This is a genomic window from Lautropia mirabilis, from assembly GCF_900637555.1.
In the GTDB taxonomy this organism is placed as follows: Bacteria; Pseudomonadota; Gammaproteobacteria; order Burkholderiales; family Burkholderiaceae_E; genus Lautropia; species Lautropia mirabilis.
In genome coordinates this window covers 253,416-273,766 of record NZ_LR134378.1, presented here as the reverse complement: position 1 = coordinate 273,766, position 20,351 = coordinate 253,416, and the positions used below count along the sequence as shown (strand labels likewise).

Here is a 20,351-nt window from a genome sequence, read left to right as displayed (position 1 = left end):
ACGTGCACGACATGCGCCGATGCACGGCAGGGCGTGTCCTCTGCCGTGCAGGCCCAGCTCGGGAAAGGGGTCAGCGGTGCGGGTCGGTGCCCAGCATGCAGATGGCCCTCACCACGAAGGTGCTGGGCACCCGGGCGTCGATGGGAATGCGCTGGGTGGAGAACTGCGACAGCGAGCTGATGGGGTCCTTGGCGCGCTTGATGCGGTAGCTGCCGTCACTGTTCTCGCTGCCCTCGCCACGCAGCGAGGTGGCGGGGGCGATGGGGGCGCCTTCGCACAGCACGGCCAGCTCCTGGATGCGGGCGCCGCTGAAGGCAGGCCGCACCTCGCGGGTGGTGGCCGTGAAGTAGGTGAGCTTGTCCAGCTTGTGCTCGCGCAGGCTGCGGCGATCCACATAGATCAGCTGCTGCTCGCGGTAGCGGGTGCCGGGAGGCGTCTCGTAGACGGCAGCCCAGTCAGGCTTGCCGTCACCACGCACGGTTTCCGACTTGCCGGGGGCGGCGTCCATCTCCGTGCTGCTCGTTGCGCCGGACATCTGGGCGGGACTGCGGCCCTCGTGCATCGGTGCGTGGGGGTCGTCGGAGTCGATGCCGGTGCTGGCACAGCCGGCCAGCAGGCCGGCCATCGACAGGGCAAGAGCAAGCGGGGTCAGAAGGCGCATGGGTATGTCCAGTGTAGGATGACGGATCCGGCAATCGTAGCGTGTCCTGACCGATCAATGACGGCAAAGCATGGATGTTCTTTTGCGAATGGGGCGTGTTGGTTGCTATTTGTATGAATGCGTAAACTTGTCGGACAGGGTTCCGGGGGAAGGGACGATGGAGTGGGCAACGCTGGCCGGGCCGGTGGAATCGGAACTGCTGATCAAGAAAAGCCGTTTCCTGGGGCGGGTGATGCCGGTGAGCGGGCGGGCCGAGGCCTATGCGGAAGTGGCACGCCTGAAGGCGCTGCATCCCGGGGCCGTCCATGTCTGCTGGGCCCTGCTGGCGGGCGGGCAGTCGGCGGCGGTCGATGACGGCGAGCCCAGCGGCACCGCCGGCCGCCCCATGCTGGACGTGCTGCGTCACCAGCAGCTGGAAGGCGTGCTGGCCACCGTGGTGCGCTACTTTGGCGGCATCAAGCTGGGAGCTGGAGGGTTGGTGCGGGCCTACACCGACACGGTGGCCACGGCGCTTCAGCAGGCCGAGCGGGTGCCCATCATTCGTCAGGTGGTGCTGGGCTGCCGGGTGGGCTATGAACTGGAAGGGGCCCTGCGGCGCGAACTTGCCGCCCGCGAGGGCGTGCTGCTGGACGTGGCGCACGCGGCCGATGTCAGCGTGCAGCTGCAGCTGCCCGAACCGCAGGTCGAGGCGTTCCGCACCTGGCTGGACGATGCCGGCCATGGCCGCGTGCAGTGGTTCGAGCCGGAGAAGGCAGACGAGGCGTAGGGTCGGCTTTCCGCGGCACCAGGACGGAAATTAAACTAAAGTAACAGTTTCTGTCCGGCTTGGCGTGTTCGGGCCGGTTCCTGTGTCGATCGAGGAGTCATGCTCTATGAAGATCTCTGCCATCGCTCTGGGTGCGGGCGCCATGCTGGCCGCAAGCCCTGCTCTTGCCCGGGATCATGTCCTGCTGGATGCCGGCAAGGCGCCTGCCAATCAGACCATCACCAGCAAGTCGCTGGGGGTGAAGAGCGCCACGCCCTTCACCGTCACCACGAAGACGCTGCATGGCGGACGGCAGGAAGGTGTCATGCTGGTCGAGATCGACACCGGCGCCATGAAGATCACCGTCGTGCCCACCCGCGGCATGAACGTGCTGCAGGCCGTGGCCGGTGACGTGCGGCTGGGCTGGCATTCTCCGGTGAAGGAAGTGGTCAACCCGTCCTTCATCGAGCTGACGGGCCGCAATGGCCTGGGCTGGCTGGAGGGCTTCAACGAGCTGGTCACCCGCTGCGGTTATGAATGGGTGGGTCACCCGGGCAAGGACACCGACGGCACGCTGCTGACGCTGCATGGCCTGGCCGCCAACATCCCGGCCTCGAAGGTGGTGCTGAGCGTCGACGAGAAGCCGCCCTACACCATCCGCCTGAAGGGTCTGCTGCGCGAGCAGGCCTTCAAGAAGGTCGATTACGTGATCGAGACCGAGCTGAACACCGTGCCGGGCGCCACCGCCTTCACCGTGCATGACAAGCTCACCAACCAGGGCGACTATCCGAAGGAATACCAGGCGCTCTATCACAGCAACTTCGGTGCGCCGCTGCTGGAAAAGGATGCGAAGTTTGCCGCGCCGGTGCGCGAGGTCTCGCCCTTCAACGACTATGCCAAGCAGGATCTGGCCACCTGGCAGACCTATCGCGGCCCCACCAGCGGCTATGACGAGACCGTCTACAACGTCTTCCCGTATGGCGATGCCGACGGCAACACGCTGGCCGTGCTGCACAACGCCGCCGGCCAGCTGGGCGTGAGCCTGGCCTTCAACGTCAACCAGCTGCCCGCGTTCTCGCTCTGGAAGAACACCGATACCGAGAAGCAGGGCTATGTGACGGGGCTGGAACCGGGAACCAGTTTCTCGTACAACCGCAAGTACCAGCGTGACCTGAAGCTGGTGCCCACCATCGGGCCGAAGGAAAGCCGCGAGTTCCAGATCACCTACACGCTGCTCGACAGCAAGGCCAAGGTGGACGCAGCGCTCAAGCGCGTCGAGACCATCCAGGACGGTCGCAAGACCACGGTGCGCGAAACGCCGCTGGCCGTGCCGAAGCCGGAGTGATCGACAGCTGACCGTTGCTGCCGCCCCTGCTGGCTTTCCGCTTCGGGGCGGCTGCCGGTAGGGCGCGGCGTGCGCGCAGCGCGAGCGCGCCAGACCAGGCCGGCTTTGTGCCGGCCTGCGTGCGTCCGGGGACTGCCGCCACGAACGTGGTTTTTTCGGCTATCTTTCCGGCTGCTGCGGGCTGCGCTGCGTGGCCTGCGCCTTCCTCCTTCCCGTCCTTTACCTTCTGCCTGCCGGCAAGCGCCAGGGACCGCTGTCGGGTCATCGATCCGCAGCGTTCGGGCCAGCCGGCATGCGCCGTTCAGGCCATCGTCCGCGATGGAGCCCCCATGCCCACTCTTCTAGACAGAACCTTCAAGCTGAACGAACACGGCACCTCGGTCAAGACCGAGATCCTGGCCGGCGTCACCACCTTCCTGACGATGGCCTACATCCTGTTCGTCAACCCGACCATCCTGAGCAGCACTGGCATGCCCAAGGATGCGGTGTTCGTGGCCACCTGTGTGGTGTCGGCGCTGGGCACGATCGTCATGGCGCTCTACGCCAACTATCCCATCGCGGTCGCCCCGGGCATGGGCCTCAACGCCTACTTCGCCTACACCGTGGTGGGCTCCATGGGCTACAGCTGGCAGGCGGCGCTGGGCGCCGTGTTCCTGTCGGGCTGCCTGTTCCTGCTCATCTCCGCGCTGGGGCTGCGCTCGCTGCTCATCACCGGCATTCCGCAGACCTTGCGGGCTGGCACCTCGGCGGGCATCGGGCTCTTTTTGGCCATCATCGGCCTGAGCAACGCCGGCATCGTGGTGGCTTCGCCCAAGACCCTGGTCACGCTGGGCGACATGCACTCCATTCCCGTGCTGCTGGCCTGGTTGGGCTTCTTCCTCATCGTGGCGCTTGATTACCTGAAAGTGACGGGCTCGGTGCTCATCGGCATTCTCGTGGTCAGCGCGCTGTCCTTCCTGGTGGGCGGCAACCACTTCGAGGGTGTCGTGTCCATTCCCAGCTCCATCGCGCCCACGTTCCTGGCGCTCGACATCAAGGGCGCGCTGGCCGGTGGTCTCGTCAACGTGGTGCTGGTGCTGTTCCTGGTCGAGCTGTTCGACGCCACCGGCACGCTGATGGGCGTGGCCCGTCGCGCCGGCCTGTATGTGGGTACCCCCACGCCGGACCAGGACCGTCGCCTGCGCCGTGCGCTGATGGCCGACAGTACGGCCATCGTGGCCGGCTCGGTGCTGGGTACCTCCAGTGCCACCGCCTACGTGGAAAGCGCTGCCGGCGTGCAGGCCGGCGGCCGCACGGGCCTGACCGCGCTCACCGTGGCCGCACTATTCCTGCTCGCGCTCTTCTTCTCGCCGCTGGCTGCCGTGGTGCCGCCCTATGCCACAGCCCCCGCGCTGATGTTCGTGGCCTGCCTGATGGTGCGCGACCTGGCCGATCTGGACTGGCGTGACAGCACCGAAACGGTGCCGGCCGTCATCACCACGCTCGCCATGCCGTTCACCTACTCGGTGGCCAACGGTCTGGCCTTCGGCTTCATCTCCTATGTGGCGCTCAAGACCCTCACGGGCCGCTGGCGCGACGTTCACCCGCTGACCTGGATCATCGCGCTGCTGTTCCTCGTGCGCTTTGCCTGGCTGACCGGCCACTGACAACCATGGACGCTTCTTCCCATACCGCAGAGGCACACCGGACGTCGGAAGTGCCCCCCGTGCCCAAAACGCCACTGCCCGGCCTGTTCGTTTCGCACGGATCCCCGATGTTTGCCGTGCGCCCCAGCAAGGCAGGTCCGCTGCTGACCGAGCTGGGACGCCGTCTGCCGCCGCTGCTGGCCGTGCTCGTGCTATCGCCCCACTGGTCGACGGATTTCGAGGTCGAGATCACGGCTGGCCCGCAACCCGAGACCATTCATGACTTCGGCGGGTTCCCCGACGAGCTTTACCGCCTGCGTTATCCGGCGCCTGGCGCACCGGAAGTGGCGCGCCTGGCCGCCGAGATCCTGGCGAGTGCCGGGGTGCCCGTGCGCCTGAACACGGAACAGGGGCTGGACCACGGCGCCTGGGTGCCCCTCATGCACCTGCTGCCCGAGGCCAAGGTGCCCGTGGTGCAGATCTCCATGCCGTCCTGGGCCAACCCGGCCGGCGCTTTCGCGCTGGGCCAGACCCTGGCGCCGCTGGCGGCCGAAGGGGTACTGCTGGTGGGCTCCGGCAGCCTCACCCACAACCTGCGCGATGTCTTCGGCAGCATGAGGGGACACGCCGGGGTGGGGGATGCCGGTTATGTCGACACGTTCAGAGGCTGGATCCGCCAGCAGCTGCAGGCGGGCGATGTCGAGGCCATCCTGGACTATCGCCGCCGGGCACCCGATGCAGCCCGGGCCCATCCCACCGAGGAGCACTTTGTGGGTCTGCCCTTTGCGCTGGGCGCCGGCCGCCTGGAAGAAGGGCTGGAGATCCTGGACGGCGGGGTGGACGACGACTTCCTGTCGATGGACGCCTACGTGCTGGGCAAGCTGCCAACCGGGGCCGGGGCCCAGTCATGAATCAGGCACATCCTGTTGTGCAGGGCTGACAGCCCGGCAGCCCGACAGCCCGGCCGTCGAGCCATCGTGCGGAACGGGAGGGCAGGCAGGCGCGGGATGTCGGAGGGCTGAGGGTCAGGGGGCGGTCGCTGGCCGTGTCGGCTCGTCGCCACCGGACTGCTGCCACACCGGCCGCTCCAGCGCGCGGGCCAGGAAGTCCACCAGCCGGCGCACCTTGATGGGCAGCAGCTTGCGGGTGGGGTAGAGCGCATAGATGTTGCGCTCGCCCGTGTTGTATTGCGGCAGGAGCTGCACCAGCTCGCCCCGCCGCAGGTGCTCGTGGATCATGAATTCCGGCTGCAGTGCGATGCCCTGATGATCCAGCGCCACACGCAGGCAGGTGTCGCCGTTGTTGGCGAACAATCGGGTTTCGCTCTGAACGGTCTCGCGCCCGTCGGGCCCCTCGAAGCTCCATTCCCCGGCACGGGCCGAATAGCTGTAGACAATGGCCTGATGGTGGGCCAGATCCTTCAGCACCTTCGGGGTGCCGTGCCGTTCCAGATAGGTAGGGGTGGCGCACAGGATGAGCCGGGTGGTGGCCAGCCGCCGGCTGATGAGCGCGGAATCGGTCAGGACGCCGATCCGCACCGCCATGTCGTAGCCTTCCTCCACCAGATCCACCATCCGGTCCGACAGCACGATGTCCAGCTGCACCTGCGGGTTCTCGGACAGGAAGGTGGACCACAGCGGCGCCAGATGCAGGATGCCGAACGAGTACGGCACGCAGATCCGCAGCCGGCCATAGGCCTCGCCGCTGCGCGAGCGGATCTCGGACTCGGCCTCCTGCACCGCCGCCAGCACTTCCTTGCAGCGCTCGAAGTAGCGCTGGCCCTCGGCCGTGAGTGAAAGGCGCCGCGTGGTGCGCTGCAGCAGACGCGTTTCCAGGTGCTGCTCCAGCTCGGCCACATGCCGCGAGACCGCCGCCTTCGAGATGCCCAGCACCGACATCGCCTTCACGAAGCTGCCGGCTTCCACCACGGCCACGAAAGTGGACATCGCCTGAATCTTGTCCATCCGCCCTGAATCATTTGTACACGTGATGCATGATCATATGCGAAATGTGACGTAACAAACCGTCATCAGGATGGAAGAGACTTGCACAAAACCGCACAACGATGCCAGTATGGGGCCCGTCCATATCTCCAATCTACCTACTGGAACCCGATGATCAAGAAACTTGCCCGCCGCTTGACCGCAGTTGCCGTGCTTTCCCTGGCCGTTGCCGGCGTCCAGGCCGAGACCCTCAGTGTGGCCGCCACCCCGGTTCCGCACGCCGAGCTGCTGGAATTCGTCAAACCCAAGCTGAAGGCCGAAGGCGTGGAGCTTCGGGTTCGCGTCTTCAACGACTACGTGCAGCCCATCCAGGCCACGGTCGACAAGGCGGTTGACGCCAACTTCTTCCTGCATCGCCCGTACCTGGATTCCTTCAACAAGGAACACAAGACCAACATCGTGCCCGTGCCCGAAGCCGCCGTGCACGTCGAGCCCTTCGGTCTGTACTCGCGCAAGATCAAGAGCCTGAACGATCTGCAGGACAGCGCCACCGTCGTGCTGCCCAACGATCCGTCCAACGGCGGCCGTGCGCTGCTGCTGCTGCAGAAGGCCGGCATCATCAAGCTGAAGGATCCGACCAACATCCTGTCCACCTCGCGTGACCTGGCCGAGAACCCCCACAAGCTGAAGTTCCGCGAACTGGACGCTGCCTTCCTGCCGCGCGCACTGGATGACGCCGACCTGGCGCTGATCAACACCAACTACGCGCTGGCCGCTGGCCTGCAGCCCACCCGTGACGCCCTGCTGCTGGAAGGGGCCGATTCCCCCTACGCCAACATCGTCACGGCACGTCCGGACAACGCCGAGTCGCCGGCCATCGCCAAGCTGATGAAAGCGCTGCGCTCGCCCGAGACCAAGAAGTTCATCGAAGAGAAGTACAAGGGCGCCATCATCCCGGCGTTCTGATCCGCCAGGATCTTGCCCCGTCGGCCCGTCAGGGCCGCGGGGCGGCGCTGGCCCAGGCCAGTGCACAGGACGGCTGGCACCTACAGCCAGCCGACCTTGCGGAAGCGGCGATACAGGATCAGCCCGATGGCCGCCATCAGCAGCAGCGCCACCGGATAGCCCATCTTCCACTTCAGCTCGGGCATGAACTCGAAGTTCATGCCCCAGATGCCGGCCAGCGTGGTCATCATCGCGAAGATGGCTGCCCAGGCCGCCAGCTTCTTGCTCACCTCGCTCTGCTCCAGGCCGATCAGCGACATGTTCACCTGCATGGCCATCAGGATGCCGTCGCGCACCCCGTCCAGCGACAGCGTGATGCGCTGCAGGTGGTCGTGCACGTCGCGGAAGTAGTCCTGAAGCCCCCCGCCGTTCGCCGGGGTGTCGCGGCTGGTGCACAGCCGCAGGAACAGCTCGTCGCGCACGGCCGGCACCGCGTGCCGAAGCTCCGTCACGTCCTGCTTCATCGAATGCAGCCGCAGCATCATCTCGCGCGTGGGCTGCTCGCGGAAGATCTCGGTCTCGACCGATTCCAGCTGTTCTTCCAGGTCGTCCACGATGGGGATGAAGCGGTCCACCACGGCGTCAGTCAGCGCATACAGCACGAAGATCGGCCCCTGCTGCAGCAGCTCCACCTCGCGTTCGGCCCGGGCCCGCACATCCGAGAAACCGCGCCGGACGTTGTTGCGGATGGAGAGCACGAAGCGCGAATTGACGAAGATGTAAAGATCGCCGTAATGGATCTCGCCGTCGTACTGCTCGGCCACCTTCATCGTGACGAACAGCATCCGGTCGTATTCCTCGACCTTGGAGCGCTGGCCGCCGTGCAGCGTGTCCTCCACCGCCAGCTCGGGCAGGTCCAGGATCTCCTGCAGCATCAGGATCTCGGTCGGTACCGGGTCCTTCAGCGCAATCCAGGCGAATCCCTCGCTGTTGGCCAGCACGTGGGGCAGTTCGTCGATGGCGATGTCGGCCTGGCGCTTGCCGTCGGCGTAGACGGCACAGTTGATCATCATGGCGGGCGTGTCCTCGGTATCCCGGAGAGGGGCGGCGTCTGTTTGAGCGATGTCGGCGGAATCGCTATCATTGCGCCATGGTATCCGGTTCACGCCGGAGCATGGGGAAGGCCTGATACATTCCCGCGCCGCCGTCATCGGCGGCGGTCTTTTCGCCGGCATTTTACGTAGTCGCCTCTTGCTGCCGGGCTGCATGTTCGTGACGTTGCCGGCGTTGTCGCCGGGCAGGAAGCCCGTGCTGTCGCATGCGGTGTCGTTTCATCCGTTCGCCGCCCCTGCGGGGGAGGGGCCAGAGTCGCGTCGATGAAGGGCTCTGGCCTTCTGCTGGCGCTTCAGAAACCATTCCCGGCATGAAAACTGCTCACCGCCTGCCCACGTTGCTGCCCCTGCTGGCCATTGCAGGCCTGGCCGCCGGCTGCAACTTGCTCGCGCCTGATGCGTCCGGCCGCGTGGCCCAGCCCGGCAAGGACCTCTTGCTGCCCGTCACGGGGCTGATGCTGCTGGTCATCGTGCCCGTCATCGGCTTGGTGCTGTTCTTTGCCTGGCGCTATCGGGCAGGCAACGTCTCGGCCACTGGTGCACCCGACGCCCGCCGTGCCCCCTGGCCGCAGATCGCCCTGTGGGCCGTTCCGCTGATCATCGTCGTTGCGCTGGCCACCGTCGCTGTCCGCAGCATGCCCACGCCCGATCCTGTCCGCCCGCTCGTGAAGACCCACGCGCACCATGCCGCTCACGCCGGCGTCGAGCCGCTGGAGGTGCAGGTGGTGGCACTCGACTGGAAGTGGCTCTTCATCTATCCCGGGGAAGGCATTGCCACGGTCAACGAGATGGCCGTGCCGGTTGGCCGCCCCATCCACTTCAGGCTGACGGCCTCGTCGGTGATGAACACCTTCCACGTTCCCGTGCTGGCCAGCAGGGTCCGCGTCCTGCCGGGTGCGGAGAGTCAGCTTGATGCCGTCATCAACAGGCCCGGTGTCTACGTCGGCCGCTCGGGCCACTATTCCGGCGCCGGCTTTGCGGGCATGCAGTTCCGGCTTCTGGGGCTGGACGACCAGGCCTACACCGCCTGGGTCGAGAACGTGCGTCGCAGCGGTACCGGTCCGCTCACCCGCGCCGACTACCTCAAGCTGGCCCGGCCCAGCGTCAACGAGAACGTGCGTGAATACGCCAGCGTCGCACCCGACCTGTACCAGCGCATCCGTCTGCGCTGCGTCGAGGAAGACCGGATGTGTTCCGACATGATCCTGGCCATCGACGCGCAGGGCGGTCTGGGTCGCCTGGGCGTCGATGGTGTGGTCCGCGAGGCCATCAACCAGCCCGCCCACCGGGGCGAGATCACGGTCTTTCGCTCCTACGTGTCCGAGGCACTGTGCACGCCCATGATGCACGCCACCGACATGCAGGCCCACAGTCCGCTGCCTCTGCCGAAGCCCGCCATGCCGGCTGTACCCGCAGTCCCTGCTTCCCCTGCCGCCCCGTAACTGCGGTACTCTGCCTGGCCGCCGGCGGTTTCGGCGGTCACCGTGCTTTCTGGACCTCCCAGGCGTCGCCGGGCGCCCGGGCCACCTGGTAAAGATCGAGATGTTCGAGCAAGCCGACACCGTCAAACTCTTGCTGGGCCGCCTGTCTTGGGAGGCCATTCCCTTCCACGAGCCTGTTCTGCTCGCCCTCTTCGTCGCCGTCGCCCTGGGCGGTCTGGTGTGGGTGGGCAGCATGAGCTATTTCGGGATGTGGGGACGCTTCTGGCGCCACTGGGTCACCAGCGTCGATCACAAGCGCGTCGGCCTCATGTACATCGTGCTGGGCCTGGTCATGCTGCTGCCCGGCTTTGCCGGGGCGCTGATGCTGCTCCTGCAGCATGCCCGGTCCGCCGGCGGCGGCCCGGGCTACCTGTCACCGCATCATTACGACCAGATCCTTACGGCCCACGGCGTGATCATGGTCTTCTTCGTGGCCATGCCGCTCATCACGGGCTTCATGAACTACCTCGTGCCGCTGCAGATCGGCGCCCGGGGCACAGCCTTTCCGTTTCTGGGCAACCTGGGCTTCTGGATGAGCGCCTTCGGCGCCGTGCTGGTGGTGCTCTCGCTGTTTGTCGGCGGGTTCTCCCAGGTTGGATGGCTCGCGTATCCGCCGCTCTCGGGTATCGAGTTCAGCCCGGACGTGGGGATGGACTATTACTTATGGGCACTGCTGATCGCCGGAGGCGGGGCCACGCTGTCGGCCATCAACCTCATCGTCACTCTCGTGAAGATGCGCTGCCCCGGCATGGGCCTCATGAAGATGCCGCTCTTCACCTGGAGCGCCCTGTGCGCCAACGTGCTGATCATCGCCATCTTCCCGGTGTTCATGGCCGCGCTGTTCCTGCTGGCGCTGGATCGTTTCGCCGGCACCCACTTCTTCACGAACGATCTGGGCGGAAACGCCATGATCTACGTGAACCTCATCCGGGCCTGGGTCCTTCCCGAGGTCTGCGTGCTGATGCTGCCCGCGTTCGGCATCTTCTCCGAGATCACGACCACCTTCAGCGGCAAGCGCCTCTTCGGCTACACCGCCATGGTGGGGGCCACCTGCAGCGTCACCCTCCTGGCTGTCCTGGTGGGGCTGCTCCACCTTCTGCCCCTGGGTGCCGGAACCCGCACCGATACCTTCCTTGGCCTCTCGACGCTGATCTTCGCCATCCCCGTCGGGGCCATGGTCCTCAACTGGGTCTTCACCCTGTACCGGGGGGCCATCCGCTTCGAGGTGCCCATGATGTGGGTGCTCGGCTTTCTGATCATGGTTGCCATCGGGGCCGTGGCGGGGGTACAGCTGGCCGTGCTGCCGGCCGATTCCGTACTGCACGACAGCCTCTTCGTCACGGCCTTCTTTCACCACGTCATTCTGGGGTGCGTGGTCCATGCCCTGATGGCCGGCATCGCCTACTGGTTCCCGAAGGCCTTCGGCTATCAGCTCATCCCGTTCTGGGGCAGGCTCTCGTTCTGGTGCGAGTTCCTCGGCATCGGGCTCGCCATCACGCCGCTCTACATGCTTGGCCTCATGGGCGTTCCCCCCCGCATGAGCCACGTCGACGATCCGTCGCTGCAGGTCGGGTTCCTCATCGCTGCCAGCGGTGCCGGCCTTATCCTGGTGGGCATCCTGTCCCTCATCGCCCAGCTGGTACACAGCTTCATCCGGCGCCCTGCGCTGCGCGACGAGACGGGCGACCCCTGGGATGCCCGCACGCTGGAATGGTCCACCGCATCGCCGCCGCCGGACTACAACTTCGCGTTCACCCCGGTGGTGCACGAGATCGACGCCTGGTGGGACATGAAGCGCAACGGCTATGTGCGGCCCACACGCGGGTTCATTCCCATCCCCATGCCGAAGAACACGGCGGCCGGCTTCACCATCGCCGCACTCGGCGCGGTCTTCGGCTTCTGCATGATCTGGCAGATATGGCTGTTGGCCGGTGCAAGCTTCATCGTGCTGCTGGGGGCCATCATTGCCCATGCATTCAGCCATGGGCGAGGCTTTCCCATCACGGCAGCCCAGGTCGAGCGCACCGAGGCGGGCCGGACCCGGCTTCTGGCTCGTCACGTCTGAGCATCCGTTCCCGTCCATGATCCGCATTCGCCCCCTCTGACATGAGCGCAACCCTGTCCCGCCAGGGACCGGCCGAAACCGGTACCCGCCAGTTCCACCTGACGGAAGCGCATCCCCCCGAGAACGGGACGATGCTTGGCTTCTGGCTCTTCCTGATCGGTGATTTGCTCCTCTTCGCCTGCCTCTTTGCCGCCTACGCCGTCCTGGGGCGGAGCTACGCAACCGGCTTCTCCGGGGCGGACATCTTCGACCTGAAGCTTGTGGCGCTGAGCACCGCCCTGCTGCTGTGCGCGTCCTTCTCCGGCGGTCATGGCGTCGTGGCCATGCAGGACAGCGAGAAGCACGCCACGCTCGGCTGGCTGGCCCTGACCGGCCTGTTCGGTCTGACCTTCCTGGGCATCGAGATCCACGCGTTCAACCACATGATCGGGATGGGGGCCACGCCCCAGCGCAGCGCCTTCCTGTCCGCGTTCTTCGCGCTGGTGGGCATCCATGGGCTGCACGTCGCTTTCGGCCTGGTCTGGTTGATCACCCTGCTGGTGCAGGTCGGTCAGCACGGCCTCATCCCTGCCAACCGGCGCCGCATCCGGTGTCTGACCCTGTTCTGGCACTTCCTGGACGTGGTCTGGGTTGCCGTGTTCTCCCTCGTCTACCTCATCGGATCCCTGTCATGAGCGCCCCCCGGCATTCCGGCCCGCCAGTTGCGGCAGGTCGGCATCAATCTGGTCCTGACGCCATGGGGCAGCCTCCGCACGTCAGCGGGACGGACTGCAACATCGGCTTCCTCCTGGCCGTCATTCTCACCCTCATCCCCTTCGGGCTGGTGATGACCGGCGCTTTCGAGGACACGGGCACCGCCGCCCTGATCATCATGGGCCTGGGCGTCGTGCAGATCATCGTGCACATGGTCTACTTCCTGCAGCTGAACTGCCGGGCCGAGGGAAGCTGGACCCTCCCGGCGCTCATTGTCACCGTGCTCCTGGTTGCCATCCTGCTGGTGGGAACGCTGTGGGGCATGCCCCCACTTGACGGCAACGTCGTGCCGGGTTCCTAGGGATCCTCTGAACAACTCCCCGCGGCCGTCACATCCCCGTAACGGGCGCATGACTGCGTTGCCATTTGCTGTCAATAGCGGCGCTATTGACAGCAAATGTCGCCTTGTCCTGCATCCCGTTCCGTGGCGCGCCGGTTCGCGGGACTTATTCAGAGGATCCCTAGGGCAATCACCAATCCGGGCAGTCACCGTACTGCAGCAAGCGCCCGGCAAAATTGTCTAAACTCTTGCCCTGGTGCGAATTTGCATCATTCCTCAGGGCAGGGCGTTTCCCGAGCAGGGCAGGAGGCACCCTCACAGAACACATCACACAGGAGCGCAACCCGTGGAGGCACTGCAGAATTTCCTTGAATGGCTGGGCGGCTACGTCTGGGGGGCACCCCTGCTCATCCTGCTGGGCGGCACCGCCATCTACCTGTCGTTTCGCCTGCTCTTCCTGCAGGTCCACATGCTGCCCATGGCGCTGAAGCAGGCCTTCTCGCCTCCCAAGGACCACGAGAAGGACCACGAGGGCGACATCAGCCACTTCGGGGCGCTGATGACGGCGCTCTCGGCCACCATCGGTACCGGCAACATCGCCGGCGTGGCCACGGCCATCGTCTCCGGTGGCCCTGGCGCCGTCTTCTGGATGTGGATCACCGCCTTCTTCGGCATGGCCACCAAGTACGGCGAGGCCGTGCTGGCCGTCAAGTACCGCATCACCAACGACAAGGGGGAGATGAGCGGCGGCCCCATGTACTACATCGAGCGCGGCCTGGGCATCAAGTGGCTGGCCGTGCTGTTTGCCCTGTTCGGCGTGCTGGCTTCCTTCGGCATCGGCAGCTCGGTGCAGGCCAACTCGGTGGCCCAGGCCATCCAGGCCAGCTTCCACGTCGATCCCTGGATCACCGGTGCGGCGCTGACGGTCCTGACTGCCGTCGTGGTTCTGGGCGGCATCCAGAGCATCTCCAAGGCCACCTCGTTCATCGTGCCGTTCATGGCCATCGTCTACGTGCTGGGCGGGCTCGCCATCATCTTCCTCCATTACGACAGGGTCATTCCGGCTGTCGAACTCATCTGCCGTTCGGCCTTCGGGCTGGACGCCGTGGTGGGGGGCGCCATCGGTACCGCCATTCGCTACGGTGTGGCGCGCGGCGTCTTCTCCAACGAGTCCGGCATGGGTTCGGCACCCATTGCGGCTGCCGCGGCCAAGACCGATCACCCCTGCCGGCAGGCGCTGGTCTCCATGACGGGCACCTTCCTCGACACCCTGGTCGTCTGCAGCATCACCGGCATCGTGCTGGTCATCGGGGGCCTCTATGCCACCAGTGGCGACACGGGGGCGGCGCTCACCTCCCACACCTTCAATGACCTGCTCCCGGGGCCCGGTGGCTGGCTCGTCACCTTCGGTCTGGTCTTCTTCGCCTATTCCACCATCCTGGGCTGGTGCTACTACGGCGAGAAGTGCGCCGCGTACCTGGGGGGCGAGAAAGTGGTGCCCATCTACCGCGTCATCTACGTCGTGACGGTGCTGCTGGGGGCCGGTGTCAATCTGGGCCTGGTCTGGGCGGCGGCTGACGTGTTCAACGGCCTGATGGCGGTGCCCAACCTCATCGCGCTGCTGCTGCTGTCCAATGTCATCGTGTCCGAGACCCGGGACTTCATCCAGAAGCGCCGCAGCGGCGAGCTGCACTGACTCGGCAGCGTCTGCCGTCGCTGCCCCTCAAGCCCCGCCTGGCGGGGCTTTTTTGTGCCCTGGTCCGTGATTTACATGTTAATAAGCCATGAAAAATCGACGGCTTCCCGTTTTTTGATCCATGTCAATGCAAAACGGTGCGTGATTATCTCCATGATAATATCTGATAGGCATTATCAGTCTTGCTTGAAAGGTCGGCTTTCGTGGGGTAAAGTGAGGCCGATTTCGAACTGAACGGCTTTCGATCCTGTTTGCATTAGTGTGTTTTCCCAGAAGAGGAAACGAGAAGCCTTCTGCGCCAGTTAACAAGAACGGCTCAACGGATCCAGATCATGACGACCACGCTCCCTCTATCCAAGCTTCACAAAGGGGCGCATGCGCATATCGAGCGCATCGCGCCCAACCCGGTTTTTGGCGATCTGGACCCCATGGTGGGCCGCCGCCTGGCTGACCTCGGATTTTCCGATGGCGTCCCGCTGATGGTCGTTGCCACCGGGCTGCTGGGGCGCGGCCCCTTTGCCGTGCGCCTGGGCAACCAGTCGCAGTTTGCCCTGCGCGAACCCGAGGCCGCCAAGATCCTCTGCCGGGTCGTGCCGCATGGGCATGGCCACACTCTTTCTTCTTCAACCCATGCCGGGGAGGTCCGCTGATCATGGCCGAAGTATCCTCCGCCAGCCTGGCGCAGCCCGTCCATCTGGACACGGCTGCTCAGCCCAGCCGCGGCAAGGCCGCCACCTTTGCACTGCTGGGGGCGCCCAACTGTGGCAAGACCGTCCTCTTCAATGGCCTGACCGGCGCCCATGCCAAGGTGGCCAACTATGCCGGCGTCACCGTGGACCGGCGCGAAGGCCGTTTCATCAGCGACCGTGAGGTGCGCCTCATCGACCTGCCGGGCACCTACAGCCTGCGCACCACCAGCCCCGACGAGGCAGTGGCTCGTGACGTGCTGCTGGGCAAGTACGGGGTCTGTCCGGACGGCATCATCGCCGTGGCCGACGCCACCAACCTGCGCATGACGCTGCGCATGATGCTGGAGCTGAAAACCCTCGGCCTGCCGATGGTCATCTCGCTCAACCTCAGCGACGTGGCCCGCTCCCGTGGCCTGAAGATCGACGCGAAAAAACTCGGCGAACTGCTGGGCGCTACCGTGCTCGAAACCGTGGCCATCAGCAAAAGCGGCGTCATGGCCGTCGAAACCGCGGCGCTGGCGCTGCCCCGCGGTCATGCAGCCAAACTGGACCCGGTCGAGGCCGAACGCAAACTGGAGGCGCTCGACAGCAATGCCCTGTACGAACAGGTCGAGGACATCCTTGCGCAGGTGGTGCAGACCGAACTGAAGCTGCCGCCCTGGCACCGTACGCTCGACAACATCGTCATGCATCCGTTCTGGGGCATGCTGATCCTGCTCACCATCCTGCTGCTGGTCTTTCAGGCCGTCTACACCTGGGCGCAGCCGGTCATGGACAGCATCCAGGGGCTCTTCGATTCGCTGGGCGAATGGGTGGGGGCCACGCTGCCACAGGGGCTGCTGTCTGACCTGCTGGTCAACGGCGTGATTGCCGGTACCGGCAGTGTGCTGGTGTTCCTGCCGCAGATCACCATTCTCTTTGCCTTCATCCTGCTGCTCGAAGACTCGGGCTACCTGCCGCGAGCGGCCTTTCTGCTCGACAACCTGCTGTCGCGCACCGGCCTTTCGGGAAGGGCCTTCATCCCGCTGCTCTCCAGCTTTGCCTGCGCCGTGCCGGCCGTCATGTCCGCCCGCACCATCCAGGATCCGCGCGAGCGGCTGGTCACCATTGCCATTGCGCCGATGCTCACCTGCTCGGCCCGTCTGCCCATCTATGCACTGATCATCGCGGCCGTCATCCCCAACCAGACGGTGTGGGGCGTGTTCAACCTGCAGGGGCTCACGCTGTTTGCGCTGTATCTGGCCGGCATCCTGTCGGCGGCGATCACCGCCTGGGTGCTCAAATGGATGGCACGCAGCAAGGGCAACGTGCAGCAGTTCCCGCTGCTGATGGAGCTGCCCACCTTCCGCATGCCCAATTTCAAACACATCATCACCAGCCTGTGGGACCGTGTGAAGGCATTTCTGGTGCGGGCCGGTACGGTGATCTTCTCGGTAAGCGTGGTGCTGTGGGCGCTGACCAGCTTCCCGTCCGCCCCCGAGGGCGCCACCGGTGCGGCCATCGACTACAGTCTGGCCGGCATGCTGGGCCACCTGATCCAGCCGATCTTTGCCCCGCTGGGCTTTACCTGGCAGATGTGCATAGCCATGGTGCCGGGCATTGCCGCCCGTGAGGTGGTGGTGGCCGCGCTGGGTACTGTGTATGCGGTGGGCGCCGGTTCGGAAGACGCCGTGCACAACGCGCTCATTCCCATCGTGCACGACAGCTGGGGTCTGCCCACGGCCTTTGCCTTCCTGGCCTGGTACGTGTACGCGCCGATGTGTGCCTCCACGCTCGCCGTGATCCGGCGTGAAACCAAATCGGCAAAAACCACCTTCCTGATCACCTTCGGCCTGCTGGCACTTGCCTATGTCATGGCCATGATCGTCTACCAGATCACGTCGAGGATATTCTGATGATCGAGAATCTCATCGTGGCCGTCATCGTCATCGCGGCCTTTGCCTACGTCCTGCGCAAATTCATCTTCAAAAAGAAATCCGCCGCTGGCGGTGACTGCGGCACCTGTGACAAGTGCAGCGGTGGCTCGGGGGGCGGGTGTCACTGATCGTGCAGGACAGCGCCCGGGCACATACGGACGCGTTCGTGTATGCGGACGGGTTTGTGTGTCAGGGCGTACGTCCGCAGTGCCTGTTACCTGAGCATACCGGCCGTTTGATGGTGGTGTCGTGCCCCTCCTGACGTGCCGCTTCTGCATCGGGCCATGGACAACAAAAAACCCGCCTTTGTAAGGGCGGGTTTTTTGTTGAAGGGGGCACTGGTGCGCCGCGGCTGGCGGCGTGCCGCCGGTGCTGCGGTATTCCTGTCAGAGCGACCCCGTCAGCGAAGCCGCCACCAGCTTGCGGAACGGCGTGAAGCGCTGACCCAGGTGCAGCGCGGCATTGCGCAGCAGCTTGGCGGGCGCCGCCTCGGTGGTGTAGAGCGTGGCAATGAGCTTCGTGACCTCATACAGCGGCCGCGTGGCCAGCATGTGCCGCCGCTCGTAGCGGGCAAGCAGGTCGGGGCTGCCGATGTCCTTGCCGGAGGCGTGAGCCGTGCGCAGCTCTTCGGCCAGCGTGTCGATGCTGAGCAGGCCGAAGTTGAAGCCATGCGCCGTGACGGGGTGCATGCCCACCGCCGCATCGCCCACGCAGGCGAAGCGACGCGACACCAGCCGGTGCGGCATCACGCCCACCAGCGGATAGCTGTGGCGCGTGCTGGTGAGCTTCATGCGGCCCAGCCGGCCATGGTAGCGACGTGACATCTCCTCGCCGAAGGCAGCCTCGTCCATGGTCAGCAGCGGCTCGATGCGCTGGTGCGGCAGCGTGAGCACCGTGGAGGCGCGGTGCTCGCCCGTCACCGGGTCGTCGTTCATGGGCAGCAGTGCCAGCGTCTGGCCATAGTCGAACCATTCCCAGGCCACGTGGTTGTGCGGCACCTCGTGTGTCATCTGGCATACCAGCATGGTGCGGCCGAAGTCGTGCATGCTGGCCCCCACGCCCATGGCGCGGCGCGTGGGCGAGAAGCGGCTGTCGGCTGCCACCAGCAGGCGCGCGCGGTGCGTGGTGCCATCAGCCAGCAGCACCTCGGTCATCTCGCCTTCGCCCTGTGCCAGCACGCGCGTGATGGGCTGGCCCGTCATCAGCGTGATGCGGCCGTGCTCCTCGGCGGCGGCCTTCACTTCGGCATAGGCCGCGCGGCGGATGTGATGGTTGGACACCAGCCAGCCCAGCTCGCTGCGGTTGGTCAGCGTGTGGCCAATGAGCATGGCAAAGGGGGAGGAACCGTTGAACACCCGCGCATCGCGCAGCGGCGAGAAGGCCGCGCCGTCCACGTCCTGGATGCGTTTCCATAAGCCCAGCTCGCGCATGAGGGAGGCCGAGCGCTGCGTGAGTGCGATCTCGCGGCCATCGAAGGCTGCCTCGCGCAGCGCCTCTTCCGGCTGCTGCTCCACCAGACCGATGGTGAGGCTCGTATCCGCCAGGGCCCGTGCCAGACAAAGACCGGCCGGACCGGCACCGCTGATGAGGAGATCGAATTCCATGGACAGGCTCCTGAAAAAACGGGACAGGCCAGTTTAATCGACCCGCGCGATTCCTGTCTTGATGGTCATCATCAGGCGCATGGGGATGCGTCCGCCATGCCTGGGTTGCTCAGGGAGCCGCCTGAGCGGGGCATTTTCTGGTCAGCGTGTTTCCTGGATATGGCTTCTTGAGCAGTGAGTGTCCTGCTCGGGGCGTGATGGCGTTACGGCAAGCGCTGATTTTTTATTTATATATTAGTAAATCGCATGACGCTGGCAGCCTCTCCGGGGATGCGACGGCCGCGGGGACTTGTTCAGAGGATCCCTAGGGCCAGCCTCACGACCGGTTCCGCCCGCGCACCTGCGAGGGCAGATGGCCATGCACCGCCCGGAAAGCCTGCGAGAAATGCCCCAGGCTTCTGTAGCCCACGTAATGGGCAATCTCCTTCACCGAATGGCGGCCTTCCTCCAGCAAGGCCAGCGCCACCTTCATTCGCTGAAGGCGCACAAAGGTGGCCACACCCATGCCCAGACGCTCCCGGAAACCCTGCTTCAGATAGCATTCGTTGGTGCCTACCCGCCAGGCCAGTTTGCTGATGGACAGTTCGGTACCGTATTCCGCCTGGATGATGTCGATGGCGTCATCCACCGCGCGTCGCCATTGTCCCTGCCGGCGCTTCAAGGGCTGGGGCGGCAGACCCAGCCATTGGCCCAGCAGCATCAGCACCAGCCCCTCCACCTGAAGCTGCTGCGCCAGCGGCACGGCCATCAGCATGCCGGGCGTGGACAGCAGCGCGTGCAGCTGCTGCATCGGCTGCAGCATGGCGTCGGGCAGACTGCTGATGCGGATGGCCCCCGTGCCCCGGGGGCGTGGCTGCAGACATTGCTCCAGCAGCCGGCGGGCATCGTCGGCCAGGACATCATCGGCCAGCCAGCGCTCCAGCACCGGCGCCTGCATCGACACATGGCAATACGACCACGGCCCGGCGTGGATCGTGCTGTGCTGCCATTCCATCATGCCGGTCTGGAACCACAGCTCCTGAACCCCCGGGTGATGATGCTCATGCCCGCGCAGGTCCGTCCAGCTCATGCCACCACTCATCTTCAGCGTGAGGGCCACATGCGGGGCGTAGTGATGTTCCTCATAGCGTGACCGGTAGGGCAGGGCCAGCGATCCCGTGGCATCGGCGGCCAGAATGCCGCTCTCGAATACCTGAACCCCGATGTGCCCCTGCAGCCAGGGCGTCTGCGTGCCCACGCTGGCACGCCCCGCATGGCCCTCCACCGCCATCACCGGCTCCACCCCCTCGCGGAACCACCACAATAGGTGCTGCAGATAGTGCGTCAGCAGTGGGCCGCTGGAAAACGCCTCATCCTGGGGGATGAGGCCTTCCGGGCCGGGCGGGGCGCCCATGCCATCGTGCCCCATGCCGGTTACTTGTGATGACATGATGCGGTCTCTTTGTCCGATACGCCGGGATTCTGCCAGCCGATCCGGTTACGGGTGTGTGC

At 65.4% G+C, this 20,351-nt stretch carries 18 protein-coding genes; 13 read left to right on the top strand and 5 right to left on the bottom strand.

Annotated elements, in window-relative coordinates; translation table 11 throughout:
• Positions 1-70: 70 nt before the first annotated feature.
• Positions 71-661 carry a hypothetical protein gene (locus EL249_RS01145; RefSeq protein WP_005674891.1) on the bottom strand — a complete coding sequence of 197 codons (591 nt, stop codon included), beginning with the start codon at positions 659-661 and terminating at the stop codon, positions 71-73.
• A 157-nt stretch (positions 662-818) separates the two neighbouring features.
• Between EL249_RS01145 and EL249_RS01140 the strand changes: the two genes are divergently transcribed.
• The 4 genes from EL249_RS01140 (at position 819) to EL249_RS01125 (ending at position 5,287) form a co-directional block, all read left to right on the top strand.
• Positions 819-1,427 (top strand): IMPACT family protein, encoded by a 609-nt coding sequence (locus tag EL249_RS01140; RefSeq protein WP_005674892.1) that lies wholly within the window; start codon positions 819-821, stop codon positions 1,425-1,427.
• 106 nt (positions 1,428-1,533) lie between these two features.
• Positions 1,534-2,751, top strand: coding sequence for an aldose 1-epimerase family protein (locus EL249_RS01135; protein WP_005674893.1), 1,218 nt, complete (start codon positions 1,534-1,536; stop codon positions 2,749-2,751).
• 329 nt (positions 2,752-3,080) lie between these two features.
• A complete protein-coding gene (locus EL249_RS01130; RefSeq protein WP_005674894.1) occupies positions 3,081-4,397 on the top strand; it encodes an NCS2 family permease in 1,317 nt (438 codons plus the stop codon).
• Positions 4,398-4,456: 59 nt separating this feature from the next.
• Positions 4,457-5,287, top strand: coding sequence for a dioxygenase family protein (locus EL249_RS01125; protein ID WP_232002025.1), 831 nt, complete (start codon positions 4,457-4,459; stop codon positions 5,285-5,287).
• A gap of 114 nt (positions 5,288-5,401) precedes the next feature.
• Here EL249_RS01125 and EL249_RS01120 read toward each other — a convergent pair whose 3' ends face one another.
• Positions 5,402-6,340, bottom strand: coding sequence for a LysR family transcriptional regulator (locus EL249_RS01120; RefSeq protein WP_005674897.1), 939 nt, complete (start codon positions 6,338-6,340; stop codon positions 5,402-5,404).
• Between the two features lie 150 nt (positions 6,341-6,490).
• On the opposite strand from EL249_RS01120, the gene EL249_RS01115 reads away from it, so the two are divergent.
• On the top strand, positions 6,491-7,285 hold the full coding sequence (locus EL249_RS01115) for a MetQ/NlpA family ABC transporter substrate-binding protein (RefSeq protein WP_005674898.1): 795 nt from the start codon (positions 6,491-6,493) through the stop codon (positions 7,283-7,285).
• An 80-nt stretch (positions 7,286-7,365) separates the two neighbouring features.
• On the opposite strand, the gene EL249_RS01110 is transcribed toward EL249_RS01115, so the two are convergent.
• Complete coding sequence (locus EL249_RS01110) at positions 7,366-8,337, bottom strand: magnesium and cobalt transport protein CorA (protein WP_005674899.1); 972 nt, start codon at positions 8,335-8,337, stop codon at positions 7,366-7,368.
• Between the two features lie 350 nt (positions 8,338-8,687).
• Between EL249_RS01110 and EL249_RS01105 the strand changes: the two genes are divergently transcribed.
• From EL249_RS01105 to EL249_RS01070, 8 genes are all read left to right on the top strand, one after another.
• The gene (locus EL249_RS01105; protein ID WP_005674901.1) at positions 8,688-9,818 is read left to right on the top strand and encodes a ubiquinol oxidase subunit II; all 1,131 of its coding nucleotides are present in this window, start codon (positions 8,688-8,690) and stop codon (positions 9,816-9,818) included.
• A gap of 100 nt (positions 9,819-9,918) precedes the next feature.
• A complete protein-coding gene (locus EL249_RS01100; RefSeq protein ID WP_005674902.1) occupies positions 9,919-11,922 on the top strand; it encodes a cbb3-type cytochrome c oxidase subunit I in 2,004 nt (667 codons plus the stop codon).
• A 41-nt stretch (positions 11,923-11,963) separates the two neighbouring features.
• A complete protein-coding gene (locus EL249_RS01095; RefSeq protein WP_005674903.1) occupies positions 11,964-12,596 on the top strand; it encodes a cytochrome (ubi)quinol oxidase subunit III in 633 nt (210 codons plus the stop codon).
• A 62-nt stretch (positions 12,597-12,658) separates the two neighbouring features.
• Positions 12,659-12,976: a cytochrome o ubiquinol oxidase subunit IV gene (cyoD, locus tag EL249_RS01090; RefSeq protein WP_005674906.1), complete on the top strand. Its 318-nt coding sequence runs from the start codon at positions 12,659-12,661 to the stop codon at positions 12,974-12,976.
• 325 nt (positions 12,977-13,301) lie between these two features.
• Complete coding sequence (locus EL249_RS01085; RefSeq protein ID WP_005674908.1) at positions 13,302-14,651, top strand: alanine/glycine:cation symporter family protein; 1,350 nt, start codon at positions 13,302-13,304, stop codon at positions 14,649-14,651.
• A gap of 332 nt (positions 14,652-14,983) precedes the next feature.
• Positions 14,984-15,301 carry a FeoA family protein gene (locus EL249_RS01080; protein ID WP_005674909.1) on the top strand — a complete coding sequence of 106 codons (318 nt, stop codon included), beginning with the start codon at positions 14,984-14,986 and terminating at the stop codon, positions 15,299-15,301.
• A 2-nt stretch (positions 15,302-15,303) separates the two neighbouring features.
• On the top strand, positions 15,304-17,235 hold the full coding sequence (gene feoB / locus EL249_RS01075; RefSeq protein ID WP_005674910.1) for a ferrous iron transporter B: 1,932 nt from the start codon (positions 15,304-15,306) through the stop codon (positions 17,233-17,235).
• Positions 17,235-17,384 carry a FeoB-associated Cys-rich membrane protein gene (locus tag EL249_RS01070; protein ID WP_005674911.1) on the top strand — a complete coding sequence of 50 codons (150 nt, stop codon included), beginning with the start codon at positions 17,235-17,237 and terminating at the stop codon, positions 17,382-17,384. The genes feoB and EL249_RS01070 overlap by 1 nt, the downstream gene beginning before the upstream one ends.
• A gap of 258 nt (positions 17,385-17,642) precedes the next feature.
• Here EL249_RS01070 and ubiM read toward each other — a convergent pair whose 3' ends face one another.
• Both ubiM and EL249_RS01060 read right to left on the bottom strand, forming a co-directional pair.
• Entirely contained in the window at positions 17,643-18,860 is a 1,218-nt protein-coding gene (gene ubiM, locus EL249_RS01065; RefSeq protein ID WP_005674913.1) for a 5-demethoxyubiquinol-8 5-hydroxylase UbiM, read from the bottom strand.
• 316 nt (positions 18,861-19,176) lie between these two features.
• A complete protein-coding gene (locus EL249_RS01060; protein ID WP_126348026.1) occupies positions 19,177-20,289 on the bottom strand; it encodes a helix-turn-helix transcriptional regulator in 1,113 nt (370 codons plus the stop codon).
• Positions 20,290-20,351 lie beyond the last annotated feature (62 nt).

What these genes read in the sequence shown, in the direction of transcription:
- EL249_RS01145 (WP_005674891.1), bottom strand. Translation starts at nt 661, where the DNA reads ATGCGCCTTCTGACCCCGCTTGCTCTTGCCCTGTCGATGGCCGGCCTG.
- ubiM (WP_005674913.1), bottom strand. Translation starts at nt 18,860, where the DNA reads ATGGAATTCGATCTCCTCATCAGCGGTGCCGGTCCGGCCGGTCTTTGT.
- cyoD (WP_005674906.1), top strand. Translation starts at nt 12,659, where the DNA reads ATGGGGCAGCCTCCGCACGTCAGCGGGACGGACTGCAACATCGGCTTC.
- EL249_RS01120 (WP_005674897.1), bottom strand. Translation starts at nt 6,340, where the DNA reads ATGGACAAGATTCAGGCGATGTCCACTTTCGTGGCCGTGGTGGAAGCC.
- feoB (WP_005674910.1), top strand. Translation starts at nt 15,304, where the DNA reads ATGGCCGAAGTATCCTCCGCCAGCCTGGCGCAGCCCGTCCATCTGGAC.
- EL249_RS01110 (WP_005674899.1), bottom strand. Translation starts at nt 8,337, where the DNA reads ATGATGATCAACTGTGCCGTCTACGCCGACGGCAAGCGCCAGGCCGAC.
- EL249_RS01100 (WP_005674902.1), top strand. Translation starts at nt 9,919, where the DNA reads ATGTTCGAGCAAGCCGACACCGTCAAACTCTTGCTGGGCCGCCTGTCT.
- EL249_RS01140 (WP_005674892.1), top strand. Translation starts at nt 819, where the DNA reads ATGGAGTGGGCAACGCTGGCCGGGCCGGTGGAATCGGAACTGCTGATC.
- EL249_RS01070 (WP_005674911.1), top strand. Translation starts at nt 17,235, where the DNA reads ATGATCGAGAATCTCATCGTGGCCGTCATCGTCATCGCGGCCTTTGCC.
- EL249_RS01060 (WP_126348026.1), bottom strand. Translation starts at nt 20,289, where the DNA reads ATGTCATCACAAGTAACCGGCATGGGGCACGATGGCATGGGCGCCCCG.
- EL249_RS01095 (WP_005674903.1), top strand. Translation starts at nt 11,964, where the DNA reads ATGAGCGCAACCCTGTCCCGCCAGGGACCGGCCGAAACCGGTACCCGC.
- EL249_RS01080 (WP_005674909.1), top strand. Translation starts at nt 14,984, where the DNA reads ATGACGACCACGCTCCCTCTATCCAAGCTTCACAAAGGGGCGCATGCG.
- EL249_RS01115 (WP_005674898.1), top strand. Translation starts at nt 6,491, where the DNA reads ATGATCAAGAAACTTGCCCGCCGCTTGACCGCAGTTGCCGTGCTTTCC.
- EL249_RS01135 (WP_005674893.1), top strand. Translation starts at nt 1,534, where the DNA reads ATGAAGATCTCTGCCATCGCTCTGGGTGCGGGCGCCATGCTGGCCGCA.
- EL249_RS01130 (WP_005674894.1), top strand. Translation starts at nt 3,081, where the DNA reads ATGCCCACTCTTCTAGACAGAACCTTCAAGCTGAACGAACACGGCACC.
- EL249_RS01105 (WP_005674901.1), top strand. Translation starts at nt 8,688, where the DNA reads ATGAAAACTGCTCACCGCCTGCCCACGTTGCTGCCCCTGCTGGCCATT.